The organism is Thermosporothrix hazakensis (assembly GCF_003253565.1).
Taxonomy (GTDB): domain Bacteria; phylum Chloroflexota; class Ktedonobacteria; order Ktedonobacterales; family Ktedonobacteraceae; genus Thermosporothrix; species Thermosporothrix hazakensis.
Genome location: NZ_QKUF01000021.1, coordinates 82,657 through 100,150, shown reverse-complemented (window position 1 = coordinate 100,150; position 17,494 = coordinate 82,657). Strand labels below are relative to the sequence as shown.

Sequence of the window (17,494 nt, the reverse complement as noted above, 5' to 3'; positions counted from 1 at the left end):
TGTGGTAGATGCTCTGCTTGCACAAAGCGGGCAGAAGTGCGAAGAATCCGCTCTCGCTTGCTGTGCGAAAGGTTTGCGTGCTTCTCGACAGTGAAGTATAATACATATACAATCTTACTGAACCAAATTGAACAACTATTTGGTTGTAACAGCACAGCGGGGTGCCTGGTCGCAGAGGGCTGTGATGCTTGCGAGAAGACAAATTTATTTGTAGTAGTACGTAACGGAACCCGCCTGGTTCTCTCTGGCGAGAACAGAAGTTTACTCACGCAGCGGACTGCCGGTTCGGCACGGTGCCCCGTTCAGGAAGAAGCATTTGAAAACGGGCGGAGCAAGTGCAAAGGCCGAGCAGGTTTTCTTTTTGTCTGGAAAGCCTCACATGCCCTCATGCCCGCCCAGAAGCGAGGGAAAGATGTATAAAGGTCCATCAGGAATGTGGTCCTGGTTGCTGCATCGCGTCTCAGGACTCGGTCTTCTTCTCTTCCTGTTTATCCACGTCGTCGATATCTCGTTATTGAGTTTTGGTCCGAACGTCTATAACGAGGGGATCGAACTGTTCGACAATATTATAGTCCGTTTTCTGTCTCTGGCGTTAATAGTAGCCGTTTTTTATCACTCCTTTAATGGTATTCGCATTGTGCTGGTTGATTTTTGGCGCCGAGGTGTCAAGCTCCAGCAACCAATGTTTATCGCCGCTTTGGTCCTGACCATCATTGCCTTTATTCCTTTTGCCTATTTCGTCCTCAGACCGGCACTGCCCTTTCTGGCGCAGGGCGCATACTGGTTTGTTGATGTGAATGCTATCATGAGTACGCATTAGGTCGGAAAAAGCGTAAAGGGAAGAACACCCCTTGTAAAAGAGGAGAAATAGAACATGTTGTCACGCCTGTATGGTGGTCCACGGCCTGCTGGCGGTGGATTTGAAACATTTTCCTGGTACTATTTCCGCATTTCCGGTATTCTACTGGTTTTTCTAGTTATCGGTCATATCACGCTGACACACGTCACAACCGATGTTGCGTGCACCACGTACTCGTTTGTAGCTGCGCGTTACGCGAATCCGTTCTGGCGTCTATATGACTGGCTGCTGCTCACTCTGGGCCTGACGCACGGAGTGAATGGCCTGCGCGTCGTCATTGATGATTATGTACGTCACCCACAGGCCCGCCTGGCTCTGCAAGGGCTTGCTGCCGTGCTGTTGCTTGTCTTCTTTATGCTCGGCACTATCACCCTGATTACGTTTTCTCCTGTAAACGCTGCTCAGTGGGGCCCTGCTTGTGTTGGTGGGCATTAATAGTGAGGATTGGAAGCTATGTATCAGAAGTTTGATGTTGTGATCGTTGGTGCAGGTGGCTCGGGCTTGATGGCGGCTATGCAGCTCCCAAATGCCAGTGTTGCTGTGCTTACAAAAGTCTATCCGACACGCTCGCATACCGGAGCGGCGCAAGGTGGTGTCGCGGCTGCTCTTGGAAACAAGGAAGAGGACCACTGGAAGTGGCATATGTACGATACTGTCAAGGGCGGTGACTATCTGGTCGACCAGACGGCTGCTGAAGTGCTGGCTCGCGAGGCGATCGATGCCGTGTACGAACTGGAGCACCGGGGGCTGCCATTCAACCGCACGAAAGATGGCCGTATCGATCAACGTCGCTTTGGTGGACATACCCGCAACTTTGGCGAGGGCCCGGTCATGCGCTCCTGCTACGCTGCGGACCGCACCGGCCATATGATCCTGCAAACGATGTATCAGAACGCGATCAAGAATCAGGTGCGCTTCTTTAACGAGTATCTGGTCCTTGATCTCCTGATCAACGATGGCCGCGCCTGTGGTGTGGTGGCGATGGAGATTCGTTCAGGTGAGATTCATACCTTCCATGCGAAAGCGGTGCTCTTCGCGACCGGTGGCTATGGCCGGGCCTGGCGCGTGACCAGTAACGCGTTCGCATGTATGGGCGATGGCATGGCGATTGCCTATCGCCGTGGTATCCCTTTGCAGGACATGGAGATGTACCAGTTCCACCCCACTGGTCTCTACAAGGTTGGTGTGCTGCTGAGCGAGGCCGCTCGTGGTGAGGGCGGAAAGCTGCTCAACGGCAAGGGTGAATACTTTATGGAACGCTACATGCCGACCATGAAAGACCTCGCGCCGCGTGATATCGTCTCTCGCTGTATCATTCAGGAGATTAAAGAGGGACGCGGTGTCAAAGGGAACGGCATTGTTGGCGATGACTATGTGTATCTTGACGTGCGCCATCTGGGTGCGAAGACGATCGCCGAGAAGCTGCCGGACATTACAGACTTCGCTCGTAACTATCTTGGTGTCGAGCCTTTGACCGAGCCCGTTCCCATTCAGCCGACCGCGCACTACGCGATGGGGGGTATCCCGACTGATATTGATGGTCGCGTCGTCCTTGACGCTGACTGGACGCCGATGCCCGGCTTCTATGCTGCCGGTGAAGTGGCTTGTGTCTCTGTGCATGGGGCGAATCGCCTGGGCACCAACTCCCTGGTAGACCTGATCGTATTTGGCCGCCGGGCTGGAAAACATATGGCGAAGTTTATTCAGGAGAACGACTTTGTGCCTCTACCCTCCGAGCCGGAAGGGTTCTCCCGTGAGCTGGTCTCGCGCCTGTTGACCTCAACCGGTGGTGAGTCGGCTGCGAATGTGCGTTCAACTCTGCAAAATGAGATGAACGATAAGGTCTATGTTGAGCGCGAAGAGAAGGGTCTGCGCACCGCTCTTGATACAATTGATGGCTTGCAGGATGCATATCGCCGCATTCAATTGCAGGATAAAGGCAAGAACTTCAACACCGAACTGATGGAAGCAATCGAGCTTGGCTTCCTGCTCGATTGTGCGGAAGCAACCGTTCATGGGGCACTGGCTCGCCAGGAGAGCCGCGGCGCTCACTTCCGCCTGGATTATCCCAAGCGCGATGACGCGAACTGGCTCAAGCATACGCTCGCTTACCGGGGGTCGAAGGCGCATGATGTGCGTCTTGAGTACAAAGATGTTATTCTCATCGATGACCCGATCTTCAAGCCTAAGGAACGGAAATACTAGAGGAGTTTCGATCTATGAAAGTAGAAGTGCGTATCAAACGCTACGACCCTGAGCGAGATCAGAAGCCCTACTGGAGCACGTTTGAAGTCGATGTGGAGCCGATTGATCGCTTGCTGGATACGCTGAATAAGATCAAGTGGACAATGGATGGCACCCTGACGTATCGCCGTTCCTGCGCTCATGGTATCTGTGGCTCGGATGCTATGCGCATCAATGGGCGCAATCGTCTGGCCTGTAAAGTGCTGATGCGCGACGTCGGAAGCAGGGTGACGGTTGAACCGATGCTTGGTTATCCCGTGATTAAAGATCTGGTTGTGGATATGGACCAGTTCTTTGAGAAGTATAAGTCGGTGAAGCCATATCTGATCACCTACGATACGGAGCCGGGAACTGAGCGCTTGCAGTCTCCTGAGGAGCGCGAGCGCTTTGACGAGGGCACGAAGTGTATTCTCTGTGGAGCCTGTACCGGTTCCTGTCCATCCATCTGGGGAAATCCTGACTGGGTTGGCCCTGCCTCGATTGTCAACGCGCACCGCTTTATCTTTGATAGTCGCGATCAGGGGGCAGCCGAGCGTCTATCAATTCTGGGGCGCAAAGATGGTGTCTGGCGCTGTCGTACGATCTTCAACTGTACCGATGCCTGTCCGCGTGGTATCCCTGTGACCGATCTGATTGAGCAGGTAAAACGCGCGATAGTCTTTAACGATACGAAGAACGCGTAAGCTTGAGAAGCCACACAAAGACGTTGCAGGGAGGCAGCCTTCCCGCAACGTCTTTTTCTTTTTTTGAGGAGTTTGTGTCGATGACTCACATAGCACAACCCTGGCAACATGCTCATATCCTCTCGAATGGCGTGCGTCTGCACTATGTCACGCAGGGCAGTGGTCCTTTGATTGTCTTGCTGCATGGTTTCCCCGAGTACTGGTATTCCTGGCGGTTTCAGATCCCGTTTCTGGCCGAGCGAGGTTTTCGGGTTGTTGCCCCCGATCTGCGAGGCTATAACGAGAGCGATAAGCCGCGCCGAGGCTATCGTATTTCCAGCTTACTGCTCGATATCGTTGGCCTGATTCGCGGTCTGGGATATGAGCAGGCCACGATTGTAGGTCATGATTGGGGCGGCGTGCTGGCCTGGTCCTTTGCTGCCAGCTATCCCGCGATGACCGAACGGCTGATCGTCCTGAATGCGCCTCACCCTGCGGCATATATGCGAGAGTTGCGCTCGAACCCAGAGCAGCGGCGCAAAAGCTGGTATGTCTTCTTCTTTCAAATTCCCTGGTTGCCCGAATGGGTCCTGGGCCGCAAGCATGCTGCTTTGATTGGCGAAATGCTCTATCGAAGCGCCGTACAGAAAGAGGCCTTTCCTCACGAGGTGTTGATGCATTATCGCGATGCTATGAGCAAGCCCGGAGCGCTGACGGCAGCCCTGAACTATTATCGAACCATTATGCGTTCGCAACTTCTTCCCGGGGAGCGAAACAAGCAGGCGGTCATCTCAGCCTCTACCTTGCTTCTCTGGGGAGAGCAGGACAGTGCTTTAACGCTGAATTTGACCAGAGGACTGGAACCCTGGGTTCCGCACCTGCGCGTTCAGACGATCGCTCACTGCGGGCACTGGGTGCAACAGGAACAGCCGGAGGTCGTCAATGACGCGATGGCCTCATTTTTGCGGACATAATGCCATTAAAGTGGGTCTGTTGTAGTCGCTGTCAGACGCTTGATGAGCTCTTGTAGTTGCTCGGTTGCGAGCAAGGGATTGACGCCGAGGAAGATTCCCTTGATGCTGCGCGCCAGATGTGGCGATGTCTGGAAGGCCCGGCCTCCAAAACAGATCAGCGGATGTGGAGGCGGAAGTTTGCCAATGTCGCGGATGGTTGCGGTCAGCTCGCGGAGCCGCGTCCTGCTTGAGGCCGAGAGGTAGACGATCTCCGGCTGAACGCTCTCAATCGTCTGAATCAGGCGGCTTCCCTCCTGAATATGCTCGGGATAATAGACGTTAAAGCGCTGCCGTTGCCAGCAGAGTGCAAGCATCAGCGTTTCCAGCTCGTCATCTTTATAGATCGTACGCCCGATAAAGATAGCGGGGCCTTGCCGGTGTTCCGTCGAAGCATGCAAGAGATGCAAGAGCCGGGGCTGTACATGTTGCGCCGCGAATCGAAGGATGGCCGAGAAGGGAACCAGACAGGTCTGTTGCGCGAGGAGCGGATGCAGCAGATGCAGACAGATCTCCTCGACGGAATAATAGAAGAAAGCTTCATCAAGAATATTCTGGATATGGTGCTCGTCGTTTTGCTGGATGGCTTCAAGCAGGAGCAAGCGAATACGGGGAAGCTCAGGCACGTGAAAGGCGTGACGTCGTTGTTGCTGGCGTAGGGCGTTGTAAGCCTCTTCTGCCTGTCCGGGGAGGTCATTCAAATGTTGAAGGGCGGCCTTTGGCGAGAAACCCGCTTCAATCAGATGTACAACCTGTAAGCGCGTGATCTTAGCGGCAAAGACCTCGGTTGCTTTGGGGAAAACACCGCTGTGGCACATCTCTACCACCTTTAACAGGACAGGCTGTAGCAGGTGCTGACAGACGCGCTGTGCGGGATGGGTGTCGAAGGCTTCTTGTAGCAGATGATTCGCCCCGGCCTCATCAAACTGGGCAATAGCCTGTAACAGGGGATCAAGTAGTACATGCAGCTCACGCCCGGGAAGAAACAGAGCCCTTTGCAGGCGCGTATGGACTCCCTTTTGTGCGGCATAGCCTGGTTCATGCTGCGTCAACTCGACCATTGCCTGTCGTACGCTGATCTGGCGGGTGAGCTGTTTGCGTATCCAGCGCAGGGCCGCGACATCCCGCTGTGAGTAGAGACTGTAGTTGTTGCTAGTGCGCCAGGCTGCCGGAATCCCATAGAGCCGCTCCCAGGTCCGTAAGGTCATAGCCGGAATGCCAGTAGCGGAAACGGTGGCTTCCAGATCAAGGCAGGGAGTGGCGGAATAGAGATCCAGATGGGGGAGTCCATCATCCGGGGGTGTCTGTACGATGCTGATCTGATCGGGCCGTGTATTCTTCAGTGGATGATATGCCACTCGCTTGAGTGAAGGGCTTTTGGTGATGATCTGGTTCTCATGAATGCTTTCGGTGTACCGCTCCATACTGTCCCTCCTCTACCCGGTGCACACACACCTGATACATTACTGTTTACTGTCGATGAAAACATGTTTCTTCTTTTGTAGCGTATTTGAGCAACATTCCTTTTCAATGTATGTACCTCGTTGTTTCAAGTGTAACACAAAGTTGCTTCAGAAGGTATTAGAAAAGCATTAATTTTCAGGTAATTTAAAAAGAAATACCAGGAAACTTGTGTAAGGGGCAAGCTTCCCAAAAAGGGAGAGGAAGCTGACTGGGCAGATAAAACAGAGCTATTTGTATTGGAAAAGAAAACAAGTACCCTGTTCCTTTCTGTGTCCTGTCAGCTGGCTTGTTATCAACTCAGCACCAGCGAGACGGCGCCTGCGACAATCACAAGTGCTGCAAGAATACGCCGCATGCCTCCCTCTTCAGAGAGAACTCGTGCACCGAGAAATGTGCCGAAAAGGATGCTGACCTCACGCAATGGCGCTACGTACGTCAGAGGCGTGAAGCTCATGGCGACCAGCACCAGAATATAGGCCAGCGGGCTGAGGAGCGCTACCCCGAATACCTCCTTGCGGTGATGCTGCCAGAGCTCTTGAACGGTATGCCATTTGCGTAGGGCGACAGGGGCAAGGAAAAGGCTGCGCAGAAGGCTGATACTCCAATCATAGAACAGTGGAGCAATCATCACTACGCTGACTGCATACTTGTCCCAGAGCGTGTACGAAGCAATAAACATGCCGGTCAGCAGTGCGAAGAGGATTGCGGTTCGAGTTTGAATACCCTGGCGCAACAGTGCTATTGGATTGCCGACGAGGATAAAGACGCCGCTGATGATGAGCAGAGCCCCGAGCAAAGATAGCCAGCCAGGGCGCTCGTGCAGCAAAAGGATCGCGGCCAGCATGGAAAGCAAGGGACCGGTGCCTCGTGCAAGCGGGTAGATCAGTGAGAGGTCTCCTTTTCGGTAGCCGATTTGCAGGAACTGGTAATAGCCTGAGTGCAATATAGCACTGACCAGAATACACAGCAGCAGCATCGCACTGATGACCGGAGGTTGGAAAATCAGGGAGACAGCCATAGGTGGAAGATAGATGACGAGCGAGACAACACTGAAAAGCCAGAGAAACGCCGTATCGCTTTTAACCTTCTTGGTAAGCAGGTTCCAGCTCGCATGACAGAGCGCCGAGAACAACACCAGCGCAACAGCGAAGATACTCATGTTGACCTCTTTGGTTGTTGTGAAATAATATTACTTTTCAGTAATATATAGTGAAATTTTATTTTGCGCAAGGTCGTTGTCGGTAGGAAGAGAGGGCGCTATACTGGGAGAGAGCGTTTTGGCGAGGAGATAACGAGGAGAAAGAGATATGGAAAAAGAGTATCAGGCAATCCCCGAAGGCGTCCTTGCGCGCCTGCGCACGCATTTTTCGTCATTGTCCGACACTGAACAGCGGGTTGCCCGCTTTATCGAGCAGCACCCGCAGGACTTTATTCACCTCTCAGTCCAGGCGCTGGCGCAGCGCATTCATGTCAGTGAGGCAAGCATTGTGCGCTGCTGTCGTTCTATTGGCTATCATGGCATTCGTGATCTGAAGCTGGCGCTGGCAAGTGAGCTCGCGGGCTCATTACACCAGATTCATGAGGATATCAGGCCAGAGGATAGCGTGCTGACGATCACACAGAAAGTGTTGCAATCCGATATGCAGGCGATTGCCGATACCCTCTCCATTCTGGATGAAACAATGCTGGAACGGGCGGTTCAGGTCTTGCTCAAGGCCTCGCGTATCGAGATGTATGGGATCGGCGCCTCGTTGCCAATTATCATCGATGCCTATTACCGCTTTCTTCGCATCGGGCTCCCGGCGACGATGGTAACTGATCCCCATATGCAGGCCGTCTCCGCGGCGTTGTTGCCCGAGGGCTCGGTTGCTTTTGCAATCTCGCATAGCGGGCGTTCTCGCCAGACCTTGATGGCGCTCAAAAAGGCCCGCGAAGCCGGGGCAAGCACGATTCTGCTGAGTAGCCATGCCAATACGCCATTAGGAGAGTACGCCGACATTCAGTTGATTACGACTGCTCGAGAGACCGCTTTCCGACGGGAAGCCCTGACAAGCCGTATCGCCCATTTGAGCGTGATCGATGCTCTCTATGTGGCGATTGCCATGCAGCGTCCTGACTCCTCGCTTCGCCTCTTAAAGCAGGTCAGTGATATTCTGGATGAGACGGCGCTTCTATAGAACGTGAGGGAGGAAAGCTAGAAGGGGATGCCGCCCTTCTAGCCTTTGGGTTATTTGCGGATATCCTGCCAGGCGGCTTCACTGTTGGCGAGCATGCTGGCGACCGCGGCAAAGATCAGGAAGATCAAGGTGAGGCTGCCAACCAGATACCACCACTGATAGTTTTTGATCAAGGGGGTCCAGGAGAAAAAGAGCGTATCGACAATGGTGACGATGCAACTGGTGAGGCCTAGAATCGAGCTTAGCCAGATCAATGGCGTAGGAAACACTTTTCGCTGCTGAAACAGGGCACGATGGCGGATGTAGTTTCCAATCAGGCTGATAAAGAGCACTCCCGTTGAAATAGCCCAGATCAGAGTTGCGGCTGCCTGACTGACATGGTAAGCCTGAATCGCGAAGGCGACACGTTGTCCATGTGGAAGCAGGCGCGGAGCCACAATAAAGATGAAGGCCGTAAAGAGGATTGCCAGGCAGGTTTGAAAGAGAATCGCGTTGGCCGGGACACGATGTTTATTGAGCTTACCAATTGCGAGGGGGAGCAGACGGTCAATGCTGCCAACCATGAGCAGACGGGCGTACATGTAGTTGTAGACCATCACCGTTCCCAGGCTGGAACCCATAATGCAGATCGCAGCCAGCGTCCCAAATGGCTTCCCGAGCGCAATGTCAACAGTGCGTACCATTGCGAAAAGGGTGGGGTCTCCGTTCTCTCCCTGCACAATCAGCATAGAGACCGCGTTTGCAAGGTAGAGTGTGATGAGCAGCCCTGTCCCGAGCCAGAGATGTCGCTTGATGTTCTGGTGGCTCTTCATCTCTCCGGCCAGAATCAATGGGCTTTCTGTGCCAAGAAAGGCAAAGGTCATGATACTGAACAGCGAGATTGTATCAATACGCGGTGTCCAGGAGTTCAGGTCGGTAAAATGGGTGGCCGGAGCGTTCCCTTTGCTAAGCCAGACGACCGCTGAGACGCAGAGGAGAATGGACCCGCAGAAAATCAGGCAGGCCAGTAGATTGATAAGGTTCTGGATAATCCGAAAGCGCTGGATTGAAAGCAGGCCGACAAGGAGCAGAATGCCACAGATGACAAGGCCCTGTTGCCAGGGAGGCAGAAGCCAGCCGGGATGCATTGATTGAATATAGGTGATAATCAGATCAACCGAACTGGCCGAGATCAATACTCCGGGAAACCAGGCACAGAAGCCCGCGAAGAAGCCTCCATAGCCGCCTAGCGCCTTATATGCCCAGTTATAGAGCGAGCCTTCATAGGGAAAGAGAACGCCAAGTTGGATGGTGGCGATCAGGCTTGGCAGATAGAAAGTCAGGAAGGCCAGCAAGAGATAGACCAGCGAGATCACCCCATTGAGCGCGGTAACAGACGCGCAAGAGATCAGGTAGGTTGAGAAGAGAAAGGTTGTCGTCATATCCCAGGTTCCCAGGAGAGCGGGCATCGTCTGAGGGACGTAGCTTTCTGAGATCAAATGCCGTTCATTTCCTCTTCTAAGGTGGGTTGCGGTCATCTGCCCGGGGGGTGGCGTTCTCAGTTCCTGCGCCATTGGAACCGATGAGGTTTGTTGTTCAGATGAAGCCATATGTTTCTTTACTCCCTTACTACATAAGATCAGCAGAGCTGCCGATCATCCACACACCGACATATATGCTTTTCACGTATGGCTACGTACAGGATTTTCCTGTAGCAGTGCTTAATCGAGTACCCCTTTTACCGTTGTTTCCTTTCTGTATTGCTCCAGACTCTCTATATATAGAGTTGTTGTGCGTTATTAGATAAAACAATCTTATGAAAATAAGTGTAACATAGCATAACTGATTTAGAGAATGAGCAGGAAAAAGTGGGAATATTTGACTACATGGTTGGGCCTCTGCCGATATCGCTTCTTCTTGAGCGTGAGGAAAGGGCAGGAGCGCAGGGACAAACCCTGCGCTCTGCGCCCTGGCTTTTAGAGTGCTCTAAGTGTGCCTGTTAGCAGCAAGCTCGTGTTCGCGGTACAGGGGACGGAGGCATTTGAGCCAATCGTTGCCTCTGTCACGGTAAACGTGTTGGCAAGGGCTGTATTCAACTGCATGTTGATCTGCTGCTCTATCTGCTGATTGTAGGCATCAACTTCAAAGTCAAAGAGCGAGAGGACTTTCAGCGTCGTTTTCTGGACCTTCATTGCCAGCTTCCCCTGGGCCGCGTCGGGCTGAATAAGCGTTGTCGCAACACCCAGTTTGAGTGACTGACCAAGCGTGATATCTGAGACGCTGACCAGTTGTCCATTCTGCACAGAGATCTGTATATTGCGGGCGTACAGGTTATTGCCCAGTGAGAGGGCCCCGATCCCTTTACCGATAGAGGCAAGTGAGGTTTCCGGGATCTCGATCACGGTTCCTGAGAGCCCTGCCTGTTGTGTCATTGCGAGCGGTTGCAGTGACGCGAGGGTTGTTGATTGTGGGCTGTTCTCTGGCTTGTTCTCCTTGAAGCTGAGTGGGAGCCCGAGATCCAGGCCCAGGGCGCTCTGACCACACGAGGGCGTTGTTGTGATCTGTTGCAACTGGCCCAGTGGAACATGCAGGGTGGTCAGTGGGCCCTGAAAGAGTGCCGGGCTGTGTGCCAGTGGCTTCGCACTGACCTGGATTGTCTGTTGATCGAGCACGCTCAATGTGACCAGTAGTTGCGCGTCGGTCGGTTTGGGGTCTCCCTGATACAGACTCAGGCGCAAAGAGGTAACCAGCCCATCTTGCTGTGTGGTCAGGTCGGTCAGGGTCGCGCCGGGTTGTAACAGCGCTCCGGCCATTGCTTTCATCCAGCCCTGCTGCTGTTGTGGCTGTTTCTTCACCAGCGAATCGATGACGCCATTGACGCTCTGCGGCACCTGCTGGTTGATACGTTCCTGGAAGTATGGCTTCAGAGCTTCTGCCGTCAGGTAGATGCTGGTGTTGATTGTCGTTGTGGCCTGGGACGTCTCCGGGCGCGCTGCCACCGACAGCGGGGCCAGAAAGAGGCTGCCGAGAAGCGTGATTCCCACTATGGCGATGAGGATGCTGCGTTTAATGTTCATCGTTTCCCTTTCTATGGCTGGATTGGCGGCAAGGCGTTCAGATCAATGGGTCCGGTCAGACAGAAAGTATCAGGCATTGACGGGATTGAGATATCCGCTGGAACGGGTACCTCCAGCACAAGAACAAGCATCTGCGTTTTCGGGCTGCACTGCATCCCTGTGCCGGTTTGAACCGCAACGAGCTTGACGCCGCTCAGTTGCGTTCGTAGCGCTGGTATGACGGCTTCGCTGAACATGGTATCCACAGCTTTCTGCATCCGGGCGATTGTTGCCGCGTCGGCTGCCTGCCCATCCCGTGTCATATGGGTGATGTGCAGGTGGAGATTCTGCTGATGGTCCAGCGTTAAAGCGCCTTCCAGTGATACCGGGAGGTCGCGCTTGAGTCCGTTGGTATCGAGGTGCAGCGTCATATTCAGCAGCAGCCCGTTATTGGCGGCAGGAGCCACTGAAAAGTTCTTGATCGTCTCCTGCTGTAACCCGAGTTGCGAGGTAAAAAGCGAGGTGAGCGCCTCTTTATTCAGTCCCACCTGAAACTTCTGCTTGCCCACCAGCGAGGCGTCTGGCTTGCCCGGGGTCATCATATCCCGGCTGAGCAGGAAGCCGAGGAAGGCGCCACCAATCAAAATCGCGCTCAGGGCGATACTGGTGGCGGCAATTATCGGTTTTCGCTGGCGGGTTGGCTTCGTGAGCTGTACCGTTCCCTCAACGGGTGGTTTGTTTCCCCAGAGAAAGAAGGCCGGAATGATTGCCAGCAGACAGAGGAACATGGTGGCAAAGAAGACGTTGTTATAGACGCTATGGGCCGTCTTGATCGCGTGCACTGCATAGCCCTGCGCCCAGATGATATATTGCCCGGCGGTTGCGTTTTTTGGGAGCGCCTGATAGTGCTGTAGTTGTGCCTGAAAGGAGGCCAGGGCCCATGAGGTCAGTGCGGCCAGACCAAGCATCATACCAACCATACGTAGCGCGGTCACGATCGCTGAACTCATGCCCGCTTGTCGGGCCCGTACAGCGTTAATCGCGGTTGTACTGATCGGAGAGATGACCAACCCGAAACCCAGGCCCGCGGTTACAGTGCTGATGGTGATTTGTGTCCAGCCTACATTGATTGGCCAGCGGCTCATCAGATAGAAGCCTGTTGCTGTGTAGAGCAGGCCGAGCACGGCGGTCCAGCGACAGGTAATCGCGTTGCAAAGCCAGCCACCAAGCAGCGCACCAAGAGGAATAAAAGCCGTCATGCGCAGTAGCGCGAGACCGCTATCCATCACGGAGTGCTGAAGCACCGTATCCATGTAGATAGGGATATCGGCCATCGCGATAATCAGCGCGGCCCCCACCAGCAGGCTGACCAGCGAGGAGGCGCTAAAAGAGAGGTTCTTGAAAAGCGAGAGGTCTACGACGGGCCAGCGCGTCTTGCGCTCGACCAGCAAGAAGGCAACCAGAAACACTACCGAGAGCAGCAACATGATCGGGTTGTTTTGCGGTTGCGTTTGTTGTACCGTGGCTGGACCAAGTGAGGTCCCCTGTTGAGCCAGGCCGAGGCTCAGGCAGGTTAAGGCAATGCCAAGTAGCAGTGAGCCCAACCAGTCGATCCCTTCATGAAGCCTGCTTCCCTGTGGAATCAGCTTCCAGCCAGCTATCATAATCACGAGTACTAGCGGGATGTTGAGATAGAAGATGGATTGCCAGCCCCAATGCTCGACAAGAAAAGCCCCATAAACAGGCCCTAGCACGCCACCAATTTCGGTGACTGCACCGATAATACCAAGCGCGATCCCCCGGCGTTCTGGCCCGTAAAAATCGCCCACGATTGCCATTGCAACCGGGACCACTGCCCCGCCACCTATCGCCTGCACCAGACGCGCCAGAATAAGCCAGATGAGCCCGGAAGATGCGGGGTCAAGATGGAACAGGCTAAGAAAGCCCAGCGGGGCATATTTGCCAAGTATGGGCGCCACGCCACAAAAGAGAGAGCCAAGCCCGAAGATCAACAGGCAGAGCAGAAAGACGCGCCTTCTCCCATAGATATCAGAGACGCGCCCCATCAGTGGCATCGCAAGCACAAAGCCGAGCAGATAAGCGCTAACGATCCATGAGGCGTTATCCAGGCGCGTGATCGGGATATTGAGATCTACAATAATTTGTGGCAGCGCTGTCACCACAACCGTTTGATCCAGCGCTGTGAAAAATACCCCGATACAGGCAACCGTCAGGGCTGCAAGCGCTGTTCTGTTGGGGCGGCGCGGTTGTATTGCGTCTGCTGGCTGTTCCGAGGCCGGACGAGTGGGCAGATCGCTGATATCGATATGTGAAGAGGAAACGTGATCGTCTGCGTGAGTATCCATTCTTCCCCCGTTGAAATGCTACACTGCCCTTGAAGGCAGCGGGGAGCGCGTGAAAGCGTCCTGATAAAGGGTCTGATGATTGCTTCTATTACTATGACGTACGACAGGGCCGGCGGAATCGTTGCGCCTGCTGTCTCTTCTATCAGAAAGAACCGGGCTTTGCCGTATCTCTCTGTGAAATGGTACTTTTGGGAATTGCAGGAATTCAGGAGATGTGTTTGCTCATGCGAGAGCGCACAGTGTAAGATAAAGATGGACGGTACCGGACAACAAAGCTGCCGGTTCATCCTGCATACGAAAGGACACATCATGGAAACGAATGAGCTTACTTTGCGCTATGGCTGCAATCCCCATCAGAAGCCTGCGCGTGTCTTTATGAAGCAGGGAGCTCTCCCTTTTACTGTACTCAATGGTGCACCCGGCTATATTAATCTGCTGGATGCCTTAAACTCCTGGCAACTGGTCCGTGAGTTAAAGATGGCGGTCGGGCTTCCGGCGGCAACCTCTTTTAAACACGTCAGTCCGGCTGGCGCGGCTGTTGGTCTGCCTTTAAGTGAGACCTTGCAGAAGGCGTATGGCGTTGAGGATCTGGAACTCTCGCCGCTTGCCAGTGCTTATGCACGAGCCCGTGGCGCTGATCGACAGGCTTCCTTTGGAGACTGGGCAGCACTGAGCGATATTGTTGACTATGCGACCGCGAAATTGCTGAGTCGCGAAGTCTCTGACGGCGTGATTGCTCCCGGCTATGAGCCAGAGGCACTGGCGTTGCTTCGCAAGAAGAAAAAGGGAAGCTATATCATTTTGCAGATCGATCCAAACTATGAGCCGGAAGAGATGGAGACACGTGATGTCTTCGGGATTACCTTTGAGCAGAAGCGCAACAATGCGATTGCGAGTGCGGAGTGGTTAAAAAACGTTCCGACCCGGAACAAAGAGCTACCCGAAGAAGCAGTGCGTGATTTGCTGGTTTCGCTGGTCACGCTCAAGTACACGCAGTCGAACTCTATTTGTTTTGCCTATGATGGGCAGGCGATCGGTATTGGTGCCGGCGGCCAGTCGCGCATTATGTGTACGCGTGTCGCTGCGGAGAAAGCGGCCAACTGGTATTTACGGCTGCATCCTGCGGCGCTCTCTCTTCCTTTCAAGGCAGGAGTGAAGCGGCAGGACCGGGTAAACGCAGTCGATACCTATTTGCGCGATGACCTGACCGCGGTTGAAGAGAAGGAATGGGAGCAGCTCTTTGAGAAGGTGCCACCTCGTCTCTCGGCGCAGGAGAAGCAAGAATGGCTGAGCAACCTGAAGGGGGTGTCGCTTGGCTCTGATGGCTTTATCCCTTTCCGCGATAACATTGATTTTGCCGCCTTATATGGTGTGAAATACATTGTGCAGCCCGGCGAGTCAGTGCGTGATGTGGATGTGATCGAGGCTTGCGACGCGTATGGCATGGTAATGGCCTTTACGGGCGTGCGCCTGTTCCACCACTAAGCAAGACAAGAGGCTCTGCCATGTGACAGAGCCTCTCAAGGTGCTTGCGAGATTTTCTGTTAGACGCAGAGGCCCAGGACAGTGGCAAGGCGGAGTACCTCGGCGCCGGTTGCGTGATCGCTGGCTGCAAGTGCATCGGTTGCTGCGGTGTGCAGAGTTTCGATGGCACGTGGGGTATTGAAATCATCGTCCATTGCCGCAACAAATTGCTCGCGCAGGGCCAGATTCTCGCCCTCGGGCTGCTTGCCGACCAGCGCTCGAAGCCGCTGGAACAGCGTATCAATTTTCTCACTTGCTCGCAGGTCAGCCTGATAACACTCCCAGGGCTGGCGATAGTGGTGACTCAACAGTGTCAGGCGGATGGTATCGGCGCTGTATTCTTTCAGCAAATCGCTGATCAGGGTGAGATTGCCCAGAGATTTACTCATCTTCTCTCCGTCCTGATAGACCATTCCAACGTGCATCCAGAAGCGCACAAAAGGATGTTTCCCGGTGTAGTGCTCTGATTGGGCGATCTCGCAGGTATGGTGTGGGAAGGCGAGGTCCGCGCCGCCTCCATGAATATCAATCTGTGGTCCAAGATGATGCAGGATCATTGAGCTGCATTCGATGTGCCAGCCGGGACGTCCTGGCCCCCAGGGGCTTTCCCAGGCTGGTTCACCGGGGGCCTGAGCCTGCCACAGCACAAAGTCCAGTGGATCTTTTTTGCGCTGATCATCGGGATAGTTGCCGCGCTCATTCGCGACGTTCAACATGGATTCGTAGTTGTTCAGGCCGATCGCACGAGCCAGTTCGCCAAAATCTGGATCTTTCTGTACACTATAAAAGACGCAGCCCTCATTAACATAGGCCAATCCTCTTTCAATCAGGCCCTTTATAACCTCGATGACGCCCGGAATCTCTTCGGTAGCCCTGGCATAGACATCGGGACGCTTGACATTGAGCATATCCATATCGCGGAGATAGCGTTCTGTCTCTTTTCGTCCCAGTTCATCCCAGGCCATACCGACCTCACGGGACTTCCGCAGGATATCATCGTCAATATCGGTTACATTCTGAACATAGCGAACAGTATAGCCCTTGAATTCTAAATAGCGCTTCAATGTATCGAAGGTAACATAGGTAAAGGCGTGCCCTAAGTGTGTGGTGTCATACGGGGTGACGCCGCAGACATACATACGGACAAGGTTATCTTCGAGTGGGGTGAAAATCTCTTTGGCCTGGCTCAGCGTGTTGAAAAGCTTCATTCTAATTTACTCCTGGACCGAACAAGCGGATGGCGTTGTCAGAGGTAATTCGGGCAATCTCGGCAAAGGACATGTCGCGAATCTCTGCCAGTTTTTGGGCGACATGCTTGACGAAGAGCGGTTCATTTCGTCTGGCTTTCACTGGTTTTGGCACCAGATAGGGGCTGTCGGTTTCAACCAGAACGCGATCAAGAGGGACCATACGAGCAACTTCTGGAAGCTCATTCCCCTGTTTTGTCAGAGGGCCAGCAAAAGAAAGCATGAAGCCGGGGAACTCCAGACATTCCTTTGCTTGTGCTACCGTTCCCGAGAAGCAATGAAAAACTCCCCGCAGGCCCGGGCCCTGTTCCCGTAGCAGCTCAATCACATCATCATAGGAATCGCGAACGTGAATAATGCAAGGTAAATCCAGTTCACGAGCAAGCTGAAGCTGTGCGCTGAACACTGCTCGCTGTACATCACGGGGAGAAAGCATACGGAAGTAGTCGAGCCCGATTTCGCCGATTGCAACAACTTCGCGTTCCTGAGCCATAGCCCGAAGTTCGGCTGCAACAGCGTCATTGTAGGTGGTTGCATCGTGTGGATGCACGCCTACTGCGGCAAAAACGACGCCCGGGTGATCTTTTGCAAGCTGTAGCGCTGCCTTGCTGGAAGGCAGGTCACAGCCGGGATCTATGATTCGTGTGATGCCTCCTGCAAGTGCGGCTTTGATAACTGCTTCGCGGTCAGGATCAAAGCGCTCTGTGTCAACATGTGCGTGGCTATCGACGAGCACCTGTCTTACTATCCTTTCGCATCTGAATTTCTAAAATAAGAGGAGCGGTCTTTTCCTCCTGTGCTTGCCCGCCTGTATGACTCTGCTCCTCAGGTATATGTGGCCTGTACTTTATTGTACACCCGTATATGAGAACACTTTGTGGCGGCATTCTATGCCCGGGTTTTCAC

At 53.8% G+C, this 17,494-nt stretch carries 14 protein-coding genes; 7 read left to right on the top strand and 7 right to left on the bottom strand.

The features are described from left to right. Window positions 1-412 precede the first annotated feature (412 nt). The 5 genes from sdhC (at window position 413) to EI42_RS22620 (ending at window position 4,739) form a co-directional block, all read left to right on the top strand. Window positions 413-820: a succinate dehydrogenase, cytochrome b556 subunit gene (gene sdhC / locus EI42_RS22640; RefSeq protein ID WP_111324920.1), complete on the top strand. Its 408-nt coding sequence runs from the start codon at window positions 413-415 to the stop codon at window positions 818-820. A gap of 54 nt (window positions 821-874) precedes the next feature. Further along, window positions 875-1,294: a succinate dehydrogenase, hydrophobic membrane anchor protein gene (gene sdhD / locus EI42_RS22635; protein ID WP_111324919.1), complete on the top strand. Its 420-nt coding sequence runs from the start codon at window positions 875-877 to the stop codon at window positions 1,292-1,294. Window positions 1,295-1,312: 18 nt separating this feature from the next. Further along, window positions 1,313-3,064 carry a succinate dehydrogenase flavoprotein subunit gene (gene sdhA, locus EI42_RS22630; protein ID WP_111324918.1) on the top strand — a complete coding sequence of 584 codons (1,752 nt, stop codon included), beginning with the start codon at window positions 1,313-1,315 and terminating at the stop codon, window positions 3,062-3,064. A 14-nt stretch (window positions 3,065-3,078) separates the two neighbouring features. Beyond that, window positions 3,079-3,786, top strand: coding sequence for a succinate dehydrogenase iron-sulfur subunit (locus EI42_RS22625; protein WP_111324917.1), 708 nt, complete (start codon window positions 3,079-3,081; stop codon window positions 3,784-3,786). A gap of 80 nt (window positions 3,787-3,866) precedes the next feature. Then, the gene (locus tag EI42_RS22620; RefSeq protein ID WP_111324916.1) at window positions 3,867-4,739 is read left to right on the top strand and encodes an alpha/beta fold hydrolase; all 873 of its coding nucleotides are present in this window, start codon (window positions 3,867-3,869) and stop codon (window positions 4,737-4,739) included. A 5-nt stretch (window positions 4,740-4,744) separates the two neighbouring features. Here the strand turns inward: EI42_RS22620 and EI42_RS22615 are convergent, their stop codons facing one another. Together EI42_RS22615 and EI42_RS22610 are read right to left on the bottom strand one after the other, a co-directional pair. Next, on the bottom strand, window positions 4,745-6,199 hold the full coding sequence (locus EI42_RS22615; protein WP_111324915.1) for a MerR family transcriptional regulator: 1,455 nt from the start codon (window positions 6,197-6,199) through the stop codon (window positions 4,745-4,747). Between the two features lie 332 nt (window positions 6,200-6,531). Continuing rightward, window positions 6,532-7,398, bottom strand: coding sequence for a DMT family transporter (locus EI42_RS22610; RefSeq protein WP_111324914.1), 867 nt, complete (start codon window positions 7,396-7,398; stop codon window positions 6,532-6,534). Window positions 7,399-7,546: 148 nt separating this feature from the next. Here EI42_RS22610 and EI42_RS22605 point away from each other — a divergent pair, with 148 nt between their 5' ends. Then, window positions 7,547-8,416 carry a MurR/RpiR family transcriptional regulator gene (locus tag EI42_RS22605; protein WP_111324913.1) on the top strand — a complete coding sequence of 290 codons (870 nt, stop codon included), beginning with the start codon at window positions 7,547-7,549 and terminating at the stop codon, window positions 8,414-8,416. Between the two features lie 50 nt (window positions 8,417-8,466). Here EI42_RS22605 and EI42_RS22600 read toward each other — a convergent pair whose 3' ends face one another. From EI42_RS22600 to EI42_RS22590, 3 genes are all read right to left on the bottom strand, one after another. After that, window positions 8,467-10,005, bottom strand: coding sequence for an APC family permease (locus EI42_RS22600; RefSeq protein ID WP_111324912.1), 1,539 nt, complete (start codon window positions 10,003-10,005; stop codon window positions 8,467-8,469). A gap of 366 nt (window positions 10,006-10,371) precedes the next feature. Continuing rightward, window positions 10,372-11,472, bottom strand: coding sequence for a hypothetical protein (locus tag EI42_RS22595; RefSeq protein ID WP_111324911.1), 1,101 nt, complete (start codon window positions 11,470-11,472; stop codon window positions 10,372-10,374). 11 nt (window positions 11,473-11,483) lie between these two features. Continuing rightward, a complete protein-coding gene (locus EI42_RS22590) occupies window positions 11,484-13,817 on the bottom strand; it encodes an MFS transporter (RefSeq protein ID WP_111324910.1) in 2,334 nt (777 codons plus the stop codon). Between the two features lie 309 nt (window positions 13,818-14,126). Here EI42_RS22590 and EI42_RS22585 point away from each other — a divergent pair, with 309 nt between their 5' ends. Continuing rightward, a complete protein-coding gene (locus tag EI42_RS22585; RefSeq protein ID WP_111324909.1) occupies window positions 14,127-15,302 on the top strand; it encodes a phosphoribosylaminoimidazolecarboxamide formyltransferase in 1,176 nt (391 codons plus the stop codon). 59 nt (window positions 15,303-15,361) lie between these two features. On the opposite strand, the gene cysS is transcribed toward EI42_RS22585, so the two are convergent. Further along, window positions 15,362-16,549: a cysteine--tRNA ligase gene (gene cysS / locus EI42_RS22580; protein ID WP_111324908.1), complete on the bottom strand. Its 1,188-nt coding sequence runs from the start codon at window positions 16,547-16,549 to the stop codon at window positions 15,362-15,364. 1 nt (window position 16,550) lies between these two features. Further along, window positions 16,551-17,324, bottom strand: a complete 774-nt coding sequence (locus EI42_RS22575) for a TatD family hydrolase (protein ID WP_111324907.1) — start codon at window positions 17,322-17,324, stop codon at window positions 16,551-16,553. Window positions 17,325-17,494: the final 170 nt, after the last annotated feature.